This window comes from Streptococcus pseudopneumoniae (genome assembly GCF_001072925.1).
Lineage (GTDB): Bacteria > Bacillota > Bacilli > Lactobacillales > Streptococcaceae > Streptococcus > Streptococcus pseudopneumoniae_Q.
In genome coordinates this window covers 24,882-42,315 of the sequence record NZ_JVHE01000099.1, presented here as the reverse complement: position 1 = coordinate 42,315, position 17,434 = coordinate 24,882, and the positions used below count along the sequence as shown (strand labels likewise).

General features: G+C 37.4%; 20 protein-coding genes and 1 pseudogene. 5 read left to right on the top strand and 16 right to left on the bottom strand.

Annotation, left to right across the window (positions count from 1 at the left end; all coding sequences use genetic code 11):
- Window positions 1-98 precede the first annotated feature (98 nt).
- From ADH81_RS06390 to ADH81_RS06360, 7 genes are all read right to left on the bottom strand, one after another.
- The gene (locus ADH81_RS06390) at window positions 99-995 is read right to left on the bottom strand and encodes an SPFH domain-containing protein (protein ID WP_049527367.1); all 897 of its coding nucleotides are present in this window, start codon (window positions 993-995) and stop codon (window positions 99-101) included.
- A gap of 82 nt (window positions 996-1,077) precedes the next feature.
- Window positions 1,078-2,328, bottom strand: coding sequence for a threonine ammonia-lyase IlvA (gene ilvA / locus ADH81_RS06385; RefSeq protein WP_049527363.1), 1,251 nt, complete (start codon window positions 2,326-2,328; stop codon window positions 1,078-1,080).
- An 80-nt stretch (window positions 2,329-2,408) separates the two neighbouring features.
- On the bottom strand, window positions 2,409-3,431 hold the full coding sequence (gene ilvC / locus ADH81_RS06380) for a ketol-acid reductoisomerase (protein ID WP_045763621.1): 1,023 nt from the start codon (window positions 3,429-3,431) through the stop codon (window positions 2,409-2,411).
- Between the two features lie 65 nt (window positions 3,432-3,496).
- On the bottom strand, window positions 3,497-3,973 hold the full coding sequence (gene ilvN / locus ADH81_RS06375; RefSeq protein ID WP_001253809.1) for an acetolactate synthase small subunit: 477 nt from the start codon (window positions 3,971-3,973) through the stop codon (window positions 3,497-3,499).
- Entirely contained in the window at window positions 3,966-5,666 is a 1,701-nt protein-coding gene (locus ADH81_RS06370; protein WP_049527360.1) for an acetolactate synthase large subunit, read from the bottom strand. Before ADH81_RS06370 ends, ilvN begins: the two co-directional genes overlap by 8 nt.
- A 333-nt stretch (window positions 5,667-5,999) precedes the next feature.
- The gene (locus ADH81_RS06365) at window positions 6,000-7,217 is read right to left on the bottom strand and encodes a tyrosine-type recombinase/integrase (protein ID WP_049527356.1); all 1,218 of its coding nucleotides are present in this window, start codon (window positions 7,215-7,217) and stop codon (window positions 6,000-6,002) included.
- 81 nt (window positions 7,218-7,298) lie between these two features.
- Window positions 7,299-7,502 (bottom strand): excisionase, encoded by a 204-nt coding sequence (locus ADH81_RS06360; protein WP_000814511.1) that lies wholly within the window; start codon window positions 7,500-7,502, stop codon window positions 7,299-7,301.
- On the opposite strand from ADH81_RS06360, the gene ADH81_RS11470 reads away from it, so the two are divergent.
- Window positions 7,486-7,737: a hypothetical protein gene (locus tag ADH81_RS11470; RefSeq protein WP_001845478.1), complete on the top strand. Its 252-nt coding sequence runs from the start codon at window positions 7,486-7,488 to the stop codon at window positions 7,735-7,737. The two genes, ADH81_RS06360 and ADH81_RS11470, sit on opposite strands and share 17 nt — an antisense overlap.
- Window positions 7,738-7,962: 225 nt before the next feature.
- On the opposite strand, the gene ADH81_RS06355 is transcribed toward ADH81_RS11470, so the two are convergent.
- Both ADH81_RS06355 and ADH81_RS06350 read right to left on the bottom strand, forming a co-directional pair.
- Window positions 7,963-8,193, bottom strand: a complete 231-nt coding sequence (locus ADH81_RS06355) for a helix-turn-helix domain-containing protein (RefSeq protein WP_000857133.1) — start codon at window positions 8,191-8,193, stop codon at window positions 7,963-7,965.
- Window positions 8,190-8,612 (bottom strand): sigma-70 family RNA polymerase sigma factor, encoded by a 423-nt coding sequence (locus ADH81_RS06350; RefSeq protein WP_000804885.1) that lies wholly within the window; start codon window positions 8,610-8,612, stop codon window positions 8,190-8,192. Before ADH81_RS06350 ends, ADH81_RS06355 begins: the two co-directional genes overlap by 4 nt.
- Before the next feature lie 504 nt (window positions 8,613-9,116).
- On the opposite strand from ADH81_RS06350, the gene ADH81_RS06345 reads away from it, so the two are divergent.
- Window positions 9,117-9,470 (top strand): helix-turn-helix transcriptional regulator, encoded by a 354-nt coding sequence (locus ADH81_RS06345; RefSeq protein WP_001227347.1) that lies wholly within the window; start codon window positions 9,117-9,119, stop codon window positions 9,468-9,470.
- A 59-nt stretch (window positions 9,471-9,529) separates the two neighbouring features.
- Here ADH81_RS06345 and ADH81_RS10770 read toward each other — a convergent pair whose 3' ends face one another.
- Entirely contained in the window at window positions 9,530-9,721 is a 192-nt protein-coding gene (locus tag ADH81_RS10770; RefSeq protein ID WP_001860868.1) for a cysteine-rich KTR domain-containing protein, read from the bottom strand.
- 521 nt (window positions 9,722-10,242) lie between these two features.
- Between ADH81_RS10770 and ADH81_RS06340 the strand changes: the two genes are divergently transcribed.
- The 3 genes from ADH81_RS06340 to msr(D) all read left to right on the top strand — a co-directional run bounded on the left by ADH81_RS06340 (window position 10,243) and on the right by msr(D) (window position 13,500).
- Window positions 10,243-10,413 carry a hypothetical protein gene (locus ADH81_RS06340; RefSeq protein ID WP_000873143.1) on the top strand — a complete coding sequence of 57 codons (171 nt, stop codon included), beginning with the start codon at window positions 10,243-10,245 and terminating at the stop codon, window positions 10,411-10,413.
- 385 nt (window positions 10,414-10,798) lie between these two features.
- Window positions 10,799-12,016 carry a macrolide efflux MFS transporter Mef(A) gene (gene mef(A) / locus ADH81_RS06335; protein ID WP_000417519.1) on the top strand — a complete coding sequence of 406 codons (1,218 nt, stop codon included), beginning with the start codon at window positions 10,799-10,801 and terminating at the stop codon, window positions 12,014-12,016.
- 20 nt (window positions 12,017-12,036) lie between these two features.
- Window positions 12,037-13,500: an ABC-F type ribosomal protection protein Msr(D) gene (gene msr(D) / locus ADH81_RS06330; RefSeq protein ID WP_000420313.1), complete on the top strand. Its 1,464-nt coding sequence runs from the start codon at window positions 12,037-12,039 to the stop codon at window positions 13,498-13,500.
- Between the two features lie 117 nt (window positions 13,501-13,617).
- Here msr(D) and ADH81_RS06325 read toward each other — a convergent pair whose 3' ends face one another.
- The 6 genes and pseudogenes from ADH81_RS06325 to ADH81_RS11640 form a co-directional block, all read right to left on the bottom strand.
- Window positions 13,618-13,917, bottom strand: coding sequence for a DUF5960 family protein (locus ADH81_RS06325; protein WP_001072467.1), 300 nt, complete (start codon window positions 13,915-13,917; stop codon window positions 13,618-13,620).
- Window positions 13,904-14,272: a hypothetical protein gene (locus ADH81_RS06320; RefSeq protein ID WP_000567222.1), complete on the bottom strand. Its 369-nt coding sequence runs from the start codon at window positions 14,270-14,272 to the stop codon at window positions 13,904-13,906. Before ADH81_RS06320 ends, ADH81_RS06325 begins: the two co-directional genes overlap by 14 nt.
- A gap of 12 nt (window positions 14,273-14,284) precedes the next feature.
- Entirely contained in the window at window positions 14,285-14,620 is a 336-nt protein-coding gene (locus tag ADH81_RS06315) for a hypothetical protein (RefSeq protein WP_000806926.1), read from the bottom strand.
- Window positions 14,617-14,862, bottom strand: a complete 246-nt coding sequence (locus ADH81_RS06310; RefSeq protein WP_001813542.1) for a hypothetical protein — start codon at window positions 14,860-14,862, stop codon at window positions 14,617-14,619. Before ADH81_RS06310 ends, ADH81_RS06315 begins: the two co-directional genes overlap by 4 nt.
- A gap of 363 nt (window positions 14,863-15,225) precedes the next feature.
- Window positions 15,226-17,145, bottom strand: a complete 1,920-nt coding sequence (gene tet(M), locus ADH81_RS06300) for a tetracycline resistance ribosomal protection protein Tet(M) (protein ID WP_049527354.1) — start codon at window positions 17,143-17,145, stop codon at window positions 15,226-15,228.
- Between the two features lie 15 nt (window positions 17,146-17,160).
- Window positions 17,161-17,208 (bottom strand): annotated as a pseudogene (locus ADH81_RS11640) (hypothetical protein); the annotation flags it as partial.
- Between the last annotated feature and the right edge of the window lie 226 nt (window positions 17,209-17,434).

The window sequence follows — 17,434 nt, the reverse complement described above, 5'->3', positions numbered from 1 at the left end:
TCCTATTTTATTCTTTACGATATTTAATTGTATACGTTTTTATGGCATTTGTCAATAAAAAAACATATATCCAATCAAATAAGACGTTAAGATTTAGTTTACTTGGCTTTTAAAGCCGATAATATATGGGTTCGTATATCTTCAACTCCGTTAGGATTTGCTGGTAAGAAAATTGTATTATTACCTTCTTTTTCTGCAAAATTATTCAATGTATCTAAATACTGGTTAGTTAACAAGATTGACATGATTTGCTCTTCAGTTAATTCAACATTGGCTCCTTTTAACTCTTTAATAGAATCAGCAAGTCCATCAACAATTGCTTTTCGTTGCTCTGCGATCCCCACACCATGTAGGCGATCCTTTTCTGCCTCTGCTTCGGCCGCTGTTACGATCTTAATTTTATCTGCTTCGGCCAATTCTTGTGCTGCTACTCTCTTACGTTGAGCAGCATTGATTTCATTCATCGATTGCTTGACTTCCGCATCCGGCTCTACTTTGGTAATGAGCGTTTTGACGATAATGTACCCATACGTTGACATTTCTTCCGCTACTTGTTTTTGAACTTCTAATGCAATTTCATCCTTTTTCTCAAACAATTCATCCAAAGTTAACTTAGGAACTGATGAGCGCAATGCGTCTTCAATATAAGATTTGATTTGAGCCTCAGGTCTCATTAGTTTATAGTAAGCATCTGTAACATTTTGTTCATTTACTCGGTACTGTGTCGCAACATTCATCGTCACAAATACGTTATCTTGAGTCTTGGTTTCCACAACGATTTCACTTTGCAAGAGACGCAGTTGTACACGAGCTGCAATTTTATCAATCCCAAATGGTGCTCTTAGGTGAATACCACTATTGCTCAATTTTTGATACTTACCAAATCGTTCAATGATAGCTACTGATTGTTGTCGAACAACATAGATTGAGCTCATTAATATAGCTCCTACAATAAGCATTAGAATAATTAGAACAAGTATAACTTTTAAAACCATGGGAATCTCCCCCTTTCTTCACTTACATTATAGCACTAGTAAATAGGTTAGGCAAATAATATGATAAAAATTTCATAGCATATTAAACAAGCATATTATATAGGGTCTCATTCCCATTCAAGTTAATATAAGACGGGTCGAATTTTTCCATCCGGTGAATCAATCCCGCATAATCATGTTTATCAGCAAGTGCGACCCCTATTAGTACTGGACCAGTTCCCTTGCTAGCTCGTTTGATATATTCAAAACGAGTAATATCATCATGAGGTCCTAAGATATCATTTACAAACTCTCGAAGTGCTCCCGGACGTTGTGGGAAATTCACTACAAAGTAATGCTTGATACCATCATAAATCAAGGCACGTTCTTCCATCTCTGGCATACGGTTGATGTCATTATTCCCTCCAGAAATGATACAACAAATGGTCTTGCCCTTAATATAATCGGATAATACTTCCAAGGCTGCAACACTAGCAGCACCCGCAGGCTCAGCTACAATCCCTTGTTTAGAATAAAGATCAATTAAGGTCTCAGAAATCAAGCCTTCATCTACACCGATAAGAGTTTCTACATGTTTGCGTGTTGCTTCATAGGTCAACTGCCCTACTTTTTGCACTGCAATCCCATCCGCAAATTTATCAATTTCTTTAAGTTTAACCGGTCCCCCAGCTTCAAAGGCAGCTTTCATAGAACGAGCACCTTCAGCCTCGACTCCAATGACCTCAATTTGAGGATTTGTTTCTTTAATATAAGTAGAAACACCTGAAATGAGACCTCCACCTCCAACAGGTACCAAGACAGTATCAAAATCAATAGATTCTTTACGAGCTTCTTCTAAAATTTCATAGGCTACCGTACCCTGACCAGCTTGAACATAGGGATCATCAAAGGGATCAATAAAAGTACGATTTTCAGCTACAGTAAAGTCTTGAGCAGCCTTGGCTGAAGCATCAAAAGTATCCCCTACTAATTTGATAGTAACAAAATCTCCTCCAAAGAAACGAACCTGACCAATTTTCTGTTGAGGTGTCGTAATTGGCATAAAGATTGTTGCAGGAATCTTCATCTCATTACATGTGTAGGCAACTCCTTGAGCGTGATTGCCCGCTGAAGCACACACTACACCACGTTCACGCTCCTCTTTTGTCAATTGGGAAATTGCGTAATAAGCCCCACGAATTTTAAAAGAACGGACACGTTGAGCATTTTCCTTTTTAAGATAAATTTTCGCTCCGTATTTTTCGGATAAATAATGATCGTAGTCAAGTGGCGTATTGGCTACTACACCACTCAAAACCTTGTGGGCTTTCACCACATCTTTTGCACTTAGCATAATCTCCTCCTCGATGAGTTTTCAAGATAAAAAACGAGTTAGGTTCCCCCCAACTCGCCTTCTGTTTATATTCTTAAAAATTAGTTGTAGATCTTGAATGCATCATCGTCGTTTTTACCGACAAATGGCATTGCTTTACGCAATTCTGCACCAACTTTTTCAATTTCAAGGTTAGCTGCTTGTTCACGGTAAGCAGTCAATTTTGGACGTCCAGCTTTGTAGTCATTTACAAAGTCATTGGCAAATTTACCATTTTGGATGTCCGCAAGAACTGCTTTCATATTTTCTTTGACTTGTTCAGTGATTACACGTGGACCTGAAACATAGTCACCATATTCAGCAGTGTTTGAAATTGATTGACGCATTTTCTTGAATCCACCTTCGTAGATCAAGTCAACGATCAATTTCATTTCGTGAAGAACTTCAAAGTAAGCCAATTCTGGAGCATAACCAGCTTCTGTCAAGACTTCGAAACCAGCTTCGATAAGAGCAGTCAAACCACCACAAAGAACTGCTTGTTCACCAAACAAGTCTTCTTCAGTTTCTTCTTTGTATGTTGTTTCAAGAAGACCTACACGAGCTGCACCAACACCTTTACACCAGTCCATAGCGATGTCTTTAGCATTTCCTGTTGCATCTTGGTAGACAGCGTAAAGCGCTGGAACACCAAATCCTTCTTCGTAAGTACGACGTACCAAGTGTCCTGGTCCTTTAGGAGCACACATGAAGACATCAACATCTGCAGGAACTTTGATGAATTCGAAGTGGATGTTGAAACCATGTGCAAATCCAACAGCATTTCCAGCTTCCAAGTTTGGAGCAATTTCTGCTTCGTACAATTCTTGTTGGATTTCATCTGGTGCCAAGATCATGATAACATCAGCCAATTTAGTTGCTTCTGCTACTGTGTAAGTGTCAAAACCATCTTCTTTTGCTTTATCAAAAGATTTACCTGGACGTACACCGATGATCACATCGCGACCTGAATCACGCAAGTTTTGAGCGTGCGCATGTCCTTGTGAACCATAACCAATAACGGCGATTTTTTTACCGTCAAGTGCTGCTACTTTTACATCTTTTTCGTATTCCATTTGAACTGCCATAGTTTTTTCTCTCTTTTCTATTTTTATTGCCTGTTAGGCTAATTTAACAAATTTAGGTTGGATTTTTAGTCGCGGGTAAATCCAGTTGCACCCGTACGAGCGATATTCTTAATACCATAAGGTCGAATGACTCGAATCAAAGCTTCACTCTTTTCTGCATTCCCAGTCATCTGAATGGTAATGGAACTTGGAGCTACATCGACTACTGTTGCACGGAAAGGTTGGATAATAGCCAAAATTTCTGCACGTTTTTCAGCAGGCGCTGAAACCTTTATAAGAATTACTTCTCGTTCTAAGTGGGGCTGATCCGTAATATCACGAATACGAATTACATCAATCTGACGATTAAGTTGTTTGATGATTTGCTCCACCTCATCATGTGAGGCAACATCGATGATAATGGTAATTCGTGATACGTTAGGATTTTCCGTTGCGCCAACAGAAATGCTTTCGATATTGACTTGACGTCTCGATAAAACTCCTGTGAAGCGATTGAGAACACCTGAACGGTTTTGAAGTTTGGCTGTTAACATTCTACGCATTAAACTTCACCCCCAACATCTCATGATTACTCTTACCAGCTGGGACCATCGGTAAAACATGTTCTTTCCGAGAAATGTCTACTTCAATAAACATTGGTTCATCTTCCATGATGACTTCCAAATCCTTCTCAAGAGTTTCAGGATTATCAAACTTATAATTCTTAATTCCATAGGCTTGAGCCATCAATTGGAAATCTGGAAGGCTATCAAAGACCGACTCTGAAGTTCGACCATCATAGAAGGCTTCTTGCCACTGGCGAACCATCCCGAGTGAATGGTTATTAAGCATGATGACCTTGATTGGAATCTTGTAAATATTTAAGATTGCCAATTCCTGATTGGTCATCTGGAAACCGCCATCTCCGACAAAGAGAACAACTTCTTTATCTGGATTAGCAATCTTAGCACCAATAGCTGCTGGGACTCCGAATCCCATGGTTCCTAGACCACCTGATGTTACCAATTGACGCTCGTTTTGGTAAGGATAGTATTGAGCCGTCCACATTTGGTGTTGTCCAACGTCTGTTACGACAATGGCATCGCCATTGGTCAACTCACCAACGCGTTCAATAACTGCTTGAGGTTGAACCACACGTTCTTTCTTATCATAAGAACGAACACGATTCTTATCTTTGGTAACTTTCTCAATCCACTTTTCAGTATTGTTACGAACGATTGGCTCAGCTAGTAACTGCTGCAAAGCCTTTTTCGCATCACCAACAACCGGAATATCAACTGCGATAATCTTACCAATCTCTGCAGGATCGATATCAATATGCGCTACTTTTGCATTCTTAGCAAAGGTTTTAGGATTTCCAGTCAAACGGTCATCAAAGCGGCAACCAATAGAAATCATAAAATCAGCCTCAGTCATGGCAATATTTGCTGCAAAGGAACCATGCATTCCACCCATTCCCAAAAACAGTGGATGGCTAGTTGCAATTGTCCCCTGTCCCAAAAGACTTGTCACAACTGGAATTTGATAACGCTCTGCAAATTCATTTAACTCTGCTGCAGCCTCAGCGTAACTAATCCCACCCCCAGCTAGCAAGACTGGTTTTTTAGCCTTAGACAATTGCTTCAAGATTTTCTTGATTTGCATATCATTTGGCTCAAGTGTTGGCTGATAACTTGGTAAATCTATCTCTGGAGAGTAAATGAAGTCTGTCTCAAGCGCAGAAACATCTTTTGGTAGGTCAATGACGACTGGTCCTGGACGACCTGTAGTCGCAATATGCACAGCTTCTGTAATAATTCGCGGAATATCCGCAGTTTCTCGAACCTGATAATTGTACTTAGTGATTGGCATGGTGATACCAACGATATCAGCTTCTTGAAAAGCATCCTTACCGATTCCCGCTCTTGCAACTTGTCCTGTGAAGACCAAAAGGGGAACACTATCGCTCATAGCATCTGCGATCCCTGTAATGGCATTTGTAGCTCCTGGTCCGCTTGTGACGACTGCAACACCCAGTTTTCCTGTTGACTTAGCATAACCTTCAGCTTCGTGAAGACAGCCCTGCTCATGGCGACCTAGAATATGGCGGATTCCCTTAAAATTATAAATAGCATCATATAAAGGAAGTACCGCCCCACCAGGATAACCAAAAATCGTATCGATTCCTAAGTCACGAAGTGTTTCCAAAACAAGATCCGATCCCGACTTAGGTGAGTCTAAAATGATTTTCTCCATCGTTCCCCTTTCTCTTCTCTTAAAAATAGCTTGTTACTATGATACCATTTTTTCAAAAATTTTCAAGGGAAAAGAGCAAATTTTCTGAATTTTCTATCTAGATACTTTACAATATCAAATAGATTAGAAAGTTTATACGTATTTTTATTTTTTTAATAGAAACAAAGTATAAATTTCTAATTATCTTTTTATATTTTCTTAAATGCTCGTAAAGCCTTATTCTATGTGCTTTCGAGTATTTTTACTGTAGGAAGATACTTCACGTTTCTTTGCATATTTCCTCATGTCTTAGCTGTCAGAAGTGGTAAATAAGTAGTAAATTCATTTGTACTACTAAGCAACAAGACGCTCCTGTTGCTTCTCTTTATTCAAGCGTTTCATTTCTGCCATTGCAGAATCGAATGTTGCATGTGCGTAATAGTTCAGCGTCATGGCTATATTAGCATGTCCCATAATGTACTGTAATGCCTTTGGATTCATTCCTGCATTTGCATAGTTGGTACAGAATGTATGTCGCAAACTATGTGGAGTGATGTGTGGCAATTTATCCTCGTTATACTTATTGTATTTCTTAACAAGACCTTTCATCATGCCGTTGTAATCACTTGCCACTTTTGGATAGTTCTTTCTATTAAGAAAGAGGAAATCACTATATCCATCAATCTCAACACGCTTATCATTCTTTCGATTCGCTAACACTCGCTTAAATGCTTGATAGGCTTCTTCAACCATAGGAACTTGACGTTCGCCACTTTTGGTCTTTGGTGTTTCAATGTAGTACCCAATTTCAGTATCTCTCAATAGCTGATGGTCTATATTGACAAGACGATTCTCAAAATCTAAATCTGGAAGTGTCAAACCACCAAACTCTGAAATACGAAGACCTGTTTTTAAGAGTATCAGAATTTCATCATAATTTTTGCTGTAGGTTTTATCAGCTTTTGCAAAGGCTAACAGTTTTTCTTCCTGTTCTTCTGTTAGTACGGTCTTAGGGACAGTATCATCATCAAGAACTGCTTTCAGTTGAAAGTCAAATGGATTCTTCCGAACACAATCATCTTGTATAGCAATATGGAATGAAGCCTTTAAAGAACGTTTGTAGTTATTGATGGTTTGATAAGCATAACCATTTTCACTCATTCTAATAGCCCATTCTTTAGCGTCTGATGGCTTAATACTGTCAATACTTCTTACACCTAACTTGTCTTTCTTCAAAATATCCATAAGATATTTGCGTCCAGTTTCAGTGTTTTTTCTAACCTTTGGTCTTTGAGCGTTCTGTTTTGCGTAAAGCTGGCAGAGTGTCATTTTCTTTCCTACAACATCAATACCATCATGAATGTCTTTCTGTAACTCTGCGATTTTCTCTCTAAGTGAGATACAATCACGCTTTCCTGCTGGTACTCGGTCTGTAGCCACAAGTTTCCACGAGTAAACAAATTGCGGTTCTCCAAATGAATCTATATATTTGTATAAGTATCTTCCGTCTTTTCGTTGGCTCTCTCCAGTCTTTAAGATTCGACCTTTATTGTCACGTCTTTTTTCTGACATGGCATTTGCTCCTTTCCTTTATGGAAAGAGCCTTGATACGACTTAATACTATTTTATCATATACAAGACCCTTTGGCGACGCTAGATTGCGTCCAATGTATCTATAATTTTTTCAAATTGTTTTCGTTTAATCTGAATACGATTGCCATTCATAATCAGCCAATTTGCATTTTTATTTTCCTCTGCCAAGCGTCGTAGCTTGTTTTCGCCAATACGAAAATATTTTGACGCTTCTTCAATGGTTAGGGTATAACGTTCCCAAATAGGAATGTCAGTCTGCTTCATAAAATCCTCCTTTCCAAATCACTTATTTGGATTTCATAAAAGTTGTTTTACCAGCAATCGAACAGCTTTAGCAAAGCTCACGGGAGTTCCACCCCTGCATGGTTCTCATGTAGCCATACTCATTGCCTGCGACGGTTTTATCACGCTCGGACTATTGACTGTATGGGAGTATCATTATCACGATAAGAATGTCGTTGCAGGCAATCCTGCTAAAGATTGCTTCTCGGATCACTAACATGAATCGCTCGCTATCTTTATAAGATAGGTCATGGCGGTTAGTTCCGTTGGCTCTTTTCTTATCGAAACGTATTCGATTACTTTTATTCAGTTTTCAAAGAACAATGGCTCGTTAGCCTATCAAAACACATTGAAAGCTCAATATGCTTTGGTGGAATAACAAACCTCCCTGTTCGGGAAGCGTGGAATGGTTTAGCACGCTTCCACGAAAGGAGAGAGGATATTACTTAATTTCAAATGACAAAATCTTTGTAATCAGTCTGGTTTCCATTCTTCCACGTAAGACTTCATCAACGACCATACTTTGATTGCCATATTCATCTTTCATAAGTCGTAGGGAACGCTTCGTTATGTACCCTCTGTAATGATGTAGAATCTGGTTAATCGCTTCGGTATCGCCATCTGTTGCCTTTACAATGAGAGGAAAGGGAATCATAGGATATTGTGTTTTCATTCTTCAAATTCCTCCATAAACTTTTTAATTAAGGCTAGTCCACTGGTTCTATGCCGATAGACAGTAGAACGGTTCAATTTCAACAGGTCTGCAATTTCTGAATCGCTCATGTCCATAAAGTAAAACAGCAGTAGAATTTCACGTTTCTTGTCTGGCAACTCACGTAATGCTTCACTCAACAAATCATTTTCAACGCCTACTGATAACCCATTGAGTGTAAAAATCTGAAAGTCAGTTGAATAGTTATCTGTTGTCGCAAACTGGCTAACAAGATAATCGCCAACATCCGAAAAGGACACCTCACGCTTTGCAATCCTTGAAAGATAAAGCATATAATTCTTTCGCTCGTCTTCCATAGCACGTTTACAGATATAGTCAAACTGATTTTCTATTGTGGTCTGAAAAGAAGATGGTTTCATGTTTCTCACCCCCTTTCTGTCTAGGAAAGGAAGTGAGCCTTGCTCGTTTATCTCCTTTCACTCTTAGTCCCAATGTGAAAGGGGGATTTGTTGCATTACTGATAAATAAACTTTGTAAAAAAGTTCTGAATAGCCAAAAAAGCATATAAACAGATTTATTTCTCTGTTTACATGCTTCTGTTATTCTATCTATATGATTTATAAAACCACATTGGTGGACGTACTTATCTATTGCAGATAGACGACTTTTTTTGACAAGAACCCAATGTAAGGAAATTTATTGTATATGATGTACTTCATGGCGACGTTGACCTCCAACAAACCGCCATTTGGAAGTAATATACAATATTTTAACAGCGTAAATAGCACTACCATATAACGGTTTTTTTTATTGGCGTTTAGTAGTGCTTTTTATTAAATATAAACCTATAAACCATATAACACGTTTTTCTATACCTGTTTTTAATTCAGTAGGAACAATAAAATGTATAGAGGTGGTCTACTATGCGTAAAAAAGAAGATAAATATGATTTTAGAGCCTTTGGTTTAGCCATTAAAGAAGCTCGATTGAAACGAGGTTTAACTCGTGAACAAGTGGGAGCATTGATTGAAATTGACCCACGGTACTTAACTAATATTGAAAATAAAGGGCAACACCCCAGCATACAAGTTCTTTATGACCTTGTATCGTTACTTCATGTTTCCGTTGATGAATTTTTCTTACCTGCTAATAACTTGGTAAAAAGCACCCGACGATTACAGATAGAGAAATACATGGATAGCTTTACAGACAAAGAACTATCCTTAATGGAATCTTTAGCCAGCGGTATCAACGAAGCAAGAAACATCGAAGACTAATTAAAAGAATCCATACATAACGGAAAGAGCCGATAAAATGAGATTGTATTAATCTCATTTTATCGGCTCTGCGTCTTTGCGTCTGGCTCTGTAATCACAGTTACTTTGAACTGCTTTATTTCAATTAAATTTTCTTGTCTGCATTTCGGACAATAGAGGGGGAATTTTTTTAATTCAGTATCTTCCCTTATCTTTAATCGTGTTTTATTTCCACATACAGGACATGTTGAGGCGGTAAGTTTGCTAGTCAAGGAGTAAAACGACGAAGATTAGCATTTACTTCCGCCCATGCGATAGCTGTCCGTGATTGACAAGTGCTAGCACGCAGACAGAACGGAGATAGCGAACCGCTGAGTGTGTCGCTCTGCTCGTAAAAGCTTAGAAACCTTTGAACGAAAGGGATAATGAAAGCCTTGATTGCAAGGCTTTTTGCTTTATGGTGGGTAAGTATCAGAGTGAGAAAATTTTTGGAATGAGTAGAAGTGATAGCTAGAAATTATCAGTTTCTATTTCCATTTACCCTGTGGGTACGTGTTTGTTTCCATTGACAAGGAGTTTGTGGGAATAGAAATGTACCCACCTTGTTTGAATCAAGTGAAGTGTAGTTGAAGGAAATCTGTTGAAAGCAATACTTCATTTTACCGAATAAGTAATAATTTAGGCAACTTCAAATCGATTAAAAAAAACTATTTTAAAGGTTAAGAGTAGACAAAAATTGTCCACTCTTTTTTGCAAACTCAATTTATCAATAAATGAAATGAGGGAATGTAAAATGAAATATTTTGAGGTTGAGTTAGAAAATCCTGATGAATTTTTAAAACTACAAACAGAAGATTTTGTGAAAGCTAATCGCTTGCTACTAAGGAAGATAATCCAGAGCGTTACAGTCTATGAAGAAAACTTCGTCATATCCTTTAAATCTGGCATCGAATTGGAAGTATGAGTCTCATTCCATAACTTTTATATTGAACATATCATCTTGTTGTGTTATACTATAAATTGATATAAACAAAGATGTAGGAGGAACCGAAACTATGACAGCCTCAATGCGTTTAAGATAAGCTGGCAATAAAAAAAGCAGAATCTATACCCGATGATAGGCTTTTTTGTTGTGCTTATTTATACGATATTGAGCATTCATTAGTTACGGTGAGGATATTGGTTATTTAACTATACCTTTATTTAACTATGTCTTTAATATGAATGTTTCCAAATTGTATGTATGCAGACCAAAAGCCACATTGTGGGGTTTGGCCTGCATTTTTTATTGCCTAGAATGCTATTCAAAATAGAAATTCAAGCAAAATAATATGCAGGAGATAATATAAATGGAAAAATACAACAATTGGAAACGAAAATTTTATGCAATATGGGCAGGGCAAGCAGTATCATTAATCACTAGTGCCATCCTGCAAATGGCGATTATTTTTTACCTTACAGAAAAAACAGGATCTGCGATGGTCTTGTCTATGGCTTCATTAGTAGGTTTTTTACCCTATGCGATTTTGGGACCTGCCATTGGTGTGCTAGTGGATCGTCATGATAGGAAGAAGATAATGATTGGTGCCGATTTAATTATCGCAGCAGCTGGTGCAGTGCTTGCTATTGTTGCATTCTGTATGGAGCTACCTGTCTGGATGATTATGATAGTATTGTTTATCCGTAGCATTGGAACAGCTTTTCATACCCCAGCACTCAATGCGGTTACACCACTTTTAGTACCAGAAGAACAGCTAACGAAATGCGCAGGCTATAGTCAGTCTTTGCAGTCTATAAGCTATATTGTTAGTCCGGCAGTTGCAGCACTCTTATACTCCGTTTGGGATTTAAATGCTATTATTGCCATCGACGTATTGGGTGCTGTGATTGCATCTATTACGGTAGCAATTGTACGTATACCTAAGCTGGGTAATCAAGTGCAAAGTTTAGAACCAAATTTCATAAGGGAGATGAAAGAAGGAGTTGTGGTTCTGAGACAAAACAAAGGATTGTTTGCCTTATTACTCTTAGGAACACTATATACTTTTGTTTATATGCCAATCAATGCACTATTTCCTTTAATAAGCATGGAACACTTTAATGGAACACCTGTGCATATTTCTATTACGGAAATTTCCTTTGCATTTGGGATGCTAGCAGGAGGCTTATTATTAGGAAGATTAGGGGGCTTCGAAAAGCATGTATTACTAATAACAAGTTCATTTTTTATAATGGGGACCAGTTTAGCCGTTTCGGGAATACTTCCTCCAAATGGATTTGTAATATTCGTAGTTTGCTGTGCAATAATGGGGCTTTCGGTGCCATTTTATAGCGGTGTGCAAACAGCTCTTTTTCAGGAGAAAATTAAGCCTGAATATTTAGGACGTGTATTTTCTTTGATCGGAAGTATCATGTCACTTGCTATGCCAATTGGGTTAATTCTTTCTGGATTCTTTGCTGATAAAATCGGTGTAAATCATTGGTTTTTACTATCAGGTATTTTAATTATTGGCATTGCTATAGTTTGCCAAATGATAACTGAGGTTAGAAAATTAGATTTAAAATAAACAATATTGGAGGAAATGTTATGGAATTAATATTAAAAGCAAAAGACATTCGTGTGGAATTCAAAGGACGCGATGTTTTAGATATAAATGAATTAGAAGTATATGATTATGACCGTATTGGTTTAGTAGGAGCAAATGGTGCTGGAAAAAGCACTTTACTCAGGGTACTTTTAGGAGAATTAACTCCCCCAGGATGTAAAATGAATCGTCTGGGTGAACTTGCCTATATTCCCCAGTTGGACGAAGTAACTCTGCAGGAGGAAAAAGATTTTGCACTTGTAGGCAAGCTAGGTGTTGAGCAATTAAATATACAGACTATGAGCGGTGGTGAAGAAACAAGGCTTAAAATAGCACAGGCCTTATCGGCACAGGTTCATGGTATTTTAGCGGATGAACCTACGAGCCATTTAGACCGTGAAGGAATTGATTTTCTAATAGGACAGCTAAAATATTTTACAGGTGCACTGTTAGTTATTAGCCATGACCGCTATTTTCTTGATGAAATAGTAGATAAAATATGGGAACTGAAAGATGGCAAAATCACTGAGTATTGGGGAAACTATTCTGATTATCTTCGTCAGAAAGAGGAAGAACGTAAGAGCCAAGCTGCAGAATACGAACAATTTATTGCGGAACGTGCCCGATTGGAAAGGGCTGCGGAGGAAAAGCGAAAACAGGCTCGTAAAATAGAACAGAAGGCAAAAGGTTCTTCAAAGAAAAAAAGTACTGAAGACGGAGGGCGTTTAGCTCATCAAAAATCAATAGGAAGTAAGGAAAAAAAGATGTATAATGCTGCTAAAACCCTAGAGCACAGGATTGCGGCCTTAGGAAAAGTAGAAGCTCCGGAAGGCATTCGCAGAATTCGTTTCAGGCAAAGTAAAGCATTGGAGCTCCATAATCCATACCCTATAGTCGGTGCAGAAATTAATAAAGTATTTGGGGATAAGGCTCTGTTTGAAAATGCATCTTTTCAAATTCCGTTAGGAGCAAAAGTGGCGTTAACTGGTGGTAATGGAATCGGAAAAACAACTTTAATCCAAATGATCTTAAACCATGAAGAAGGAATTTCTATTTCGCCTAAGGCAAAAATAGGTTACTTTGCACAGAATGGTTACAAGTACAACAGTAATCAGAATGTTATGGAGTTTATGCAGAAGGATTGTGACTACAATATATCAGAAATTCGTTCAGTGCTAGCATCTATGGGGTTCAAACAGAACGATATTGGAAAAAGTTTATCTGTTTTAAGCGGTGGAGAAATTATAAAATTGTTGCTTGCTAAAATGCTCATGGGTAGATATAACATCCTAATAATGGATGAACCCAGTAACTTCCTTGACATACCAAGTTTAGAGGCTTTGGAAATACTAATGAAGGAGTACACCGGAACTATCGTGTTTATCACCCACGATAAACGATTACTCGAAAATGTAGCAGATGTAGTTTATGAAATTAGAGATAAGAAAATAAATCTGAAACATTAAATTTAAGGTAGTCGCTGGTCAGTATAGTCTGTTCTGGTTGGCGACTCCATTGTTAAAGAGTATAAAGACTTTAGATTTTATGAATATTAAAAATAGGAACAGTCAATTGAACTGCTCCTATTTTTCTGCTAAATATATTGTAGTTTTCTTATATGTATAATGATAGATTAGCGGATTCTCATCTACGGTACTTACTTCAAATATGAAGAAGTGATCGCGGTTATCTCTGGACTTTTCCTTATTGAGGACAAAGTAATTCTTACGTGAAGTCGCCATTGTTTTTAGGATATCATCAGTTAGGAAGGTCAATGGAATATTCATGTTAGAGTAGCGGTAGAAGTCACGTTCAAAATCTTGGTAGCTCTCGCTATAATAGTCCATTTGTAGGTGATTACGCTGAAACTCAAGCTGATTCATAGAGCACCTCCTCGACAAGTTCAATACTAATAATGTCTTTTAATTTCAAATTGATGTGACCTGTTGTAGTTTTTATCAAAATGAAATCTTTGGTCAGACTTGGTATTGTTCCAGTGTAGGAAACACGCTTGTTTTTTTCAATCACTTGAATGCGTGTGCGTAGCTGCCCGGCGTATACTTGACTGAGGAGTAATAATTTCTTCTCTAGTGATAAGTCAGACATGTACGTTACTTTGTTTGTATCATCAGAGAGTGCTGATGCATGTTCAGATAGGAAAAAGCCCATCCATTTTTGCATCTTTGTATCCTGGTACTCTCTTGCTGATTGAAATGGTAAATATGAACGGTCAATCATATCAAATCCTTTCTATGCAGAGGCAAGGGTATTTTTATCAAATTGAATCGTAAAACCTTGAATTCCCCCACCTGTGTAACATTCTTTAAAGCGATTGATTACCTCAGTATAGATTATCACAGATGAGCTTGTTGGCTTAATGCTAAATGTAAATTCCAATGGTAATCGGTTTTCAGATTTAGCATGTACTAGTCGTATCGATATTTCAGTTGTTTTGAGTTTTCTCTGACGAAGTTTTGAAGTTGCTGTTTCAACGATTCCATGTAAAAATCTTTCAAGCATTTCAATATCATTACATCCTTTGCTACGGATTTCTGAAAATTGTACTGTATTTTTTTCTTGTTTCATTTTAATCCCTCCAATCCACCCGCGGAATGACCACCGATAAGTTTACTGCGTTCAATATTTCTGGAACCTTCAGTTAGGACGGTTCCTTTTTGTATGGCTAAAAAACCAAACTGTTCTCTGACAACATCAATAGCTGTCTGAAGTCTATTATCTTTTTCAATTTGTTCTACATCATCAAAGAGTGATAGTAGAGTATAGCTTTCATCTACGAAGCCACTATAAGATACACCAATTTGTCTCACTGCACCAGAGGTGTATTTTTTCGGAATAATACAAGTACATGACTCACCATTGTTTTGGGGAGATTTGCGGGTTCAATTTTATTCTGAGCATTTATAGATTTTTTCATCTCAGTCCTAGAATAGCCAATATGAATAGAAACGACAGTAGTCAATACTAGGGCTACTGTTCCGTTCCACAGTATCATTTAAAAATCATTTTCACACCCTTTCGTCTATTAGTATAGAAGAAAGCTCTCAGCACACAATATCCACTTGTAGTTTATAATAACTATCTCCTCCTTTACACTTTAATTCAAATCTTTATTAAAAAATATTTCATCTTATTTAACAAGAAACCATATTTATATAACAACATAAAATACACTAAGTTATTTTATTGAACATATATCGTACTTTATCTATCCGACTATTTGGACGACGGGGCTGGCAAACAGGTTCACCGGTAGTAACATGGTACCCTTTTAACTCTGTTAAACAAACACTACGTCCATTTGTAAAGAAAGTTAAATCACTACGATATTCTTGAATACACCGAGCAGGGATTTCTCCACTAAGAATGACCTCATTATTTTTCAATTGAGTGTCTACGATGTTCGCACAATATTTAGGAGCATCGTTGTATGCTCGTGAAAGATATTCCTGTGGCGCATAAATTTTAAAACTAAGATATGGCTCTAACAATTCTGTTCCAGCTTTTTTTAAGACTTGTTCCAATACAATAGGAGCAAGCATCCGAAAATCTGCTGGGGTACTAACAGGGCTATAGTATAAGCCATACTTAAAACAGATTTTACAGTCCGTCACATTCCAACCATATAATCCTTGTTCGCAACCATAGCGTATCCCTTCCATAACTGCATTTTGAAATGATTGATTTAAGTATCCAAGAGAAACCGAGCTCTCATACTGCATTCCACTTCCCAACGGAAGCGGTGATACAGATAAACCAATGGAAGCCCAGAAAGGATTTGGCGGCACTTCGATGTGAATGGTATATTCTGCATTTTTTAACGGTCTCTCCATATAAATGACTGTAGGCTCTTTTAGTTCTATCTCCACATGATACTTTTCTTGCAACAGTGCACTAATCACTTCCATTTGTACTTTCCCTAAGAAAGAAAGTATAATTTCATGTGTCGTAGAATCCACGTAATATCGTAGAAGCGGATCACTATCTGAGATTTCCAAAAGGGCATCAAGCAACATTTCTCTCTGTTCAGGTTTACTCGGTTCAACAGTTGTTTGTAGTAGAGGGTGCGGATTTTCAATCTTTTTTCTCTGTGGCAATAGTTTTGTATCTCCAAGAACACTATTTAACTTCAAAAACTCATTCTGCAAAATAACAATTTCCCCGGAATAAGCCTTATCGATTTTACATAATTCACCATTTATTGAAGTATACATTTCTGTAATTTTTATTTTTTCCTTTTCCGATATTCTAACCGAATCTCGCAAATGCAGTACGCCACTATAAAGACGTATATATGCAAGACGCTGTCTTTTTTCCGAATACTCAATTTTGAAAACTTTTCCGCAAAGTTCAGACTGACCTCGATGTGTTGATGAATAAAATTTATTAGTAATAACTTCTATAAGGTTATCAATCCCTATATTACTTTTTGCACTTCCATGATAAAGAGGGAACAGAGAACAATTCTGAAATCTTATGCTTTCCTCTTGTTCGAGTTCCAATGCTTCTAATGATTTACCGGACATATATTTCTCTAAAAGGTCATCGTTTCCCTCTATTACCGTATCCCATTGTTCAGATTCGGTAAAGTTCGTCACACACATATTAGGATACAGTTCTACCTTCTGTTTGATTACAATTTCGGCAGAAAGTTTCTCTTTAATATCCTGATAAACCGTTGATAAATCAATTCCATTTTGGTCAATCTTATTGATAAAAAAGATTGTGGGAATCCCCATTTTCCTAAGTGCATGAAATAATATACGAGTTTGTGCTTGTACGCCATCTTTTGCAGAAATCAGTAGAATTGCCCCATCTAAAACTGATAATGAACGATATACTTCTGCTAAGAAATCCATATGTCCTGGCGTGTCTATGATGTTCACCTTCGTATTTTCCCACTGAAAAGAGGTTATTCCTGTCTGAATTGTAATTCCTCTCTGACGTTCTAAAAGCGTATTATCCGTCCTCGTTGTACCTTTGTCCACGCTTCCTAATTCTGTAATCGCTCCACTGTTATATAATAAGCTTTCTGTTAAGGTAGTTTTTCCCGCATCAACATGAGCTAAAACTCCAATATTAATAATTTTCATGTGATTTTCCTCCATTCAAAAGCCCAAAAGGGCATAAAAATCCCAGTGATAAATACTCTTATCACTGGGATTTTTATGCATAACTATAGGCATACAAAGCATACAGATATTCTCCGGATACTTTAGAATCACATGATAAAGGTATTCTTAAACTGGGTACAAAAAACTAAGCCCTCCTAAAAAAGGACATCCAATTATTTGTTCCCACTATCAAATTGACAGTTTATTTAAGAATACCTTGCCGCATATTTATTAACTCCTTTTAAATAGATACTTAAATTATAGCACG

Coding starts and splice junctions, on each gene's coding strand:
- ADH81_RS11470 (WP_001845478.1), top strand. CDS start 7,486: ATGTCAGTCTGCTTCATAAAATCCTCCTTTCCAAATCACTTATTTGGA.
- ADH81_RS06370 (WP_049527360.1), bottom strand. CDS start 5,666: ATGGAGAAAATCATTTTAGACTCACCTAAGTCGGGATCGGATCTTGTT.
- ADH81_RS06320 (WP_000567222.1), bottom strand. CDS start 14,272: ATGATTGACCGTTCATATTTACCATTTCAATCAGCAAGAGAGTACCAG.
- ADH81_RS06355 (WP_000857133.1), bottom strand. CDS start 8,193: ATGAAAACACAATATCCTATGATTCCCTTTCCTCTCATTGTAAAGGCA.
- ADH81_RS06360 (WP_000814511.1), bottom strand. CDS start 7,502: ATGAAGCAGACTGACATTCCTATTTGGGAACGTTATACCCTAACCATT.
- ADH81_RS06340 (WP_000873143.1), top strand. CDS start 10,243: ATGAAATATTTTGAGGTTGAGTTAGAAAATCCTGATGAATTTTTAAAA.
- ADH81_RS06345 (WP_001227347.1), top strand. CDS start 9,117: ATGCGTAAAAAAGAAGATAAATATGATTTTAGAGCCTTTGGTTTAGCC.
- ilvC (WP_045763621.1), bottom strand. CDS start 3,431: ATGGCAGTTCAAATGGAATACGAAAAAGATGTAAAAGTAGCAGCACTT.
- ADH81_RS06315 (WP_000806926.1), bottom strand. CDS start 14,620: ATGAAACAAGAAAAAAATACAGTACAATTTTCAGAAATCCGTAGCAAA.
- ADH81_RS06325 (WP_001072467.1), bottom strand. CDS start 13,917: ATGAATCAGCTTGAGTTTCAGCGTAATCACCTACAAATGGACTATTAT.
- ilvN (WP_001253809.1), bottom strand. CDS start 3,973: ATGCGTAGAATGTTAACAGCCAAACTTCAAAACCGTTCAGGTGTTCTC.
- ilvA (WP_049527363.1), bottom strand. CDS start 2,328: ATGCTAAGTGCAAAAGATGTGGTGAAAGCCCACAAGGTTTTGAGTGGT.
- ADH81_RS06390 (WP_049527367.1), bottom strand. CDS start 995: ATGGTTTTAAAAGTTATACTTGTTCTAATTATTCTAATGCTTATTGTA.
- ADH81_RS06365 (WP_049527356.1), bottom strand. CDS start 7,217: ATGTCAGAAAAAAGACGTGACAATAAAGGTCGAATCTTAAAGACTGGA.
- ADH81_RS06350 (WP_000804885.1), bottom strand. CDS start 8,612: ATGAAACCATCTTCTTTTCAGACCACAATAGAAAATCAGTTTGACTAT.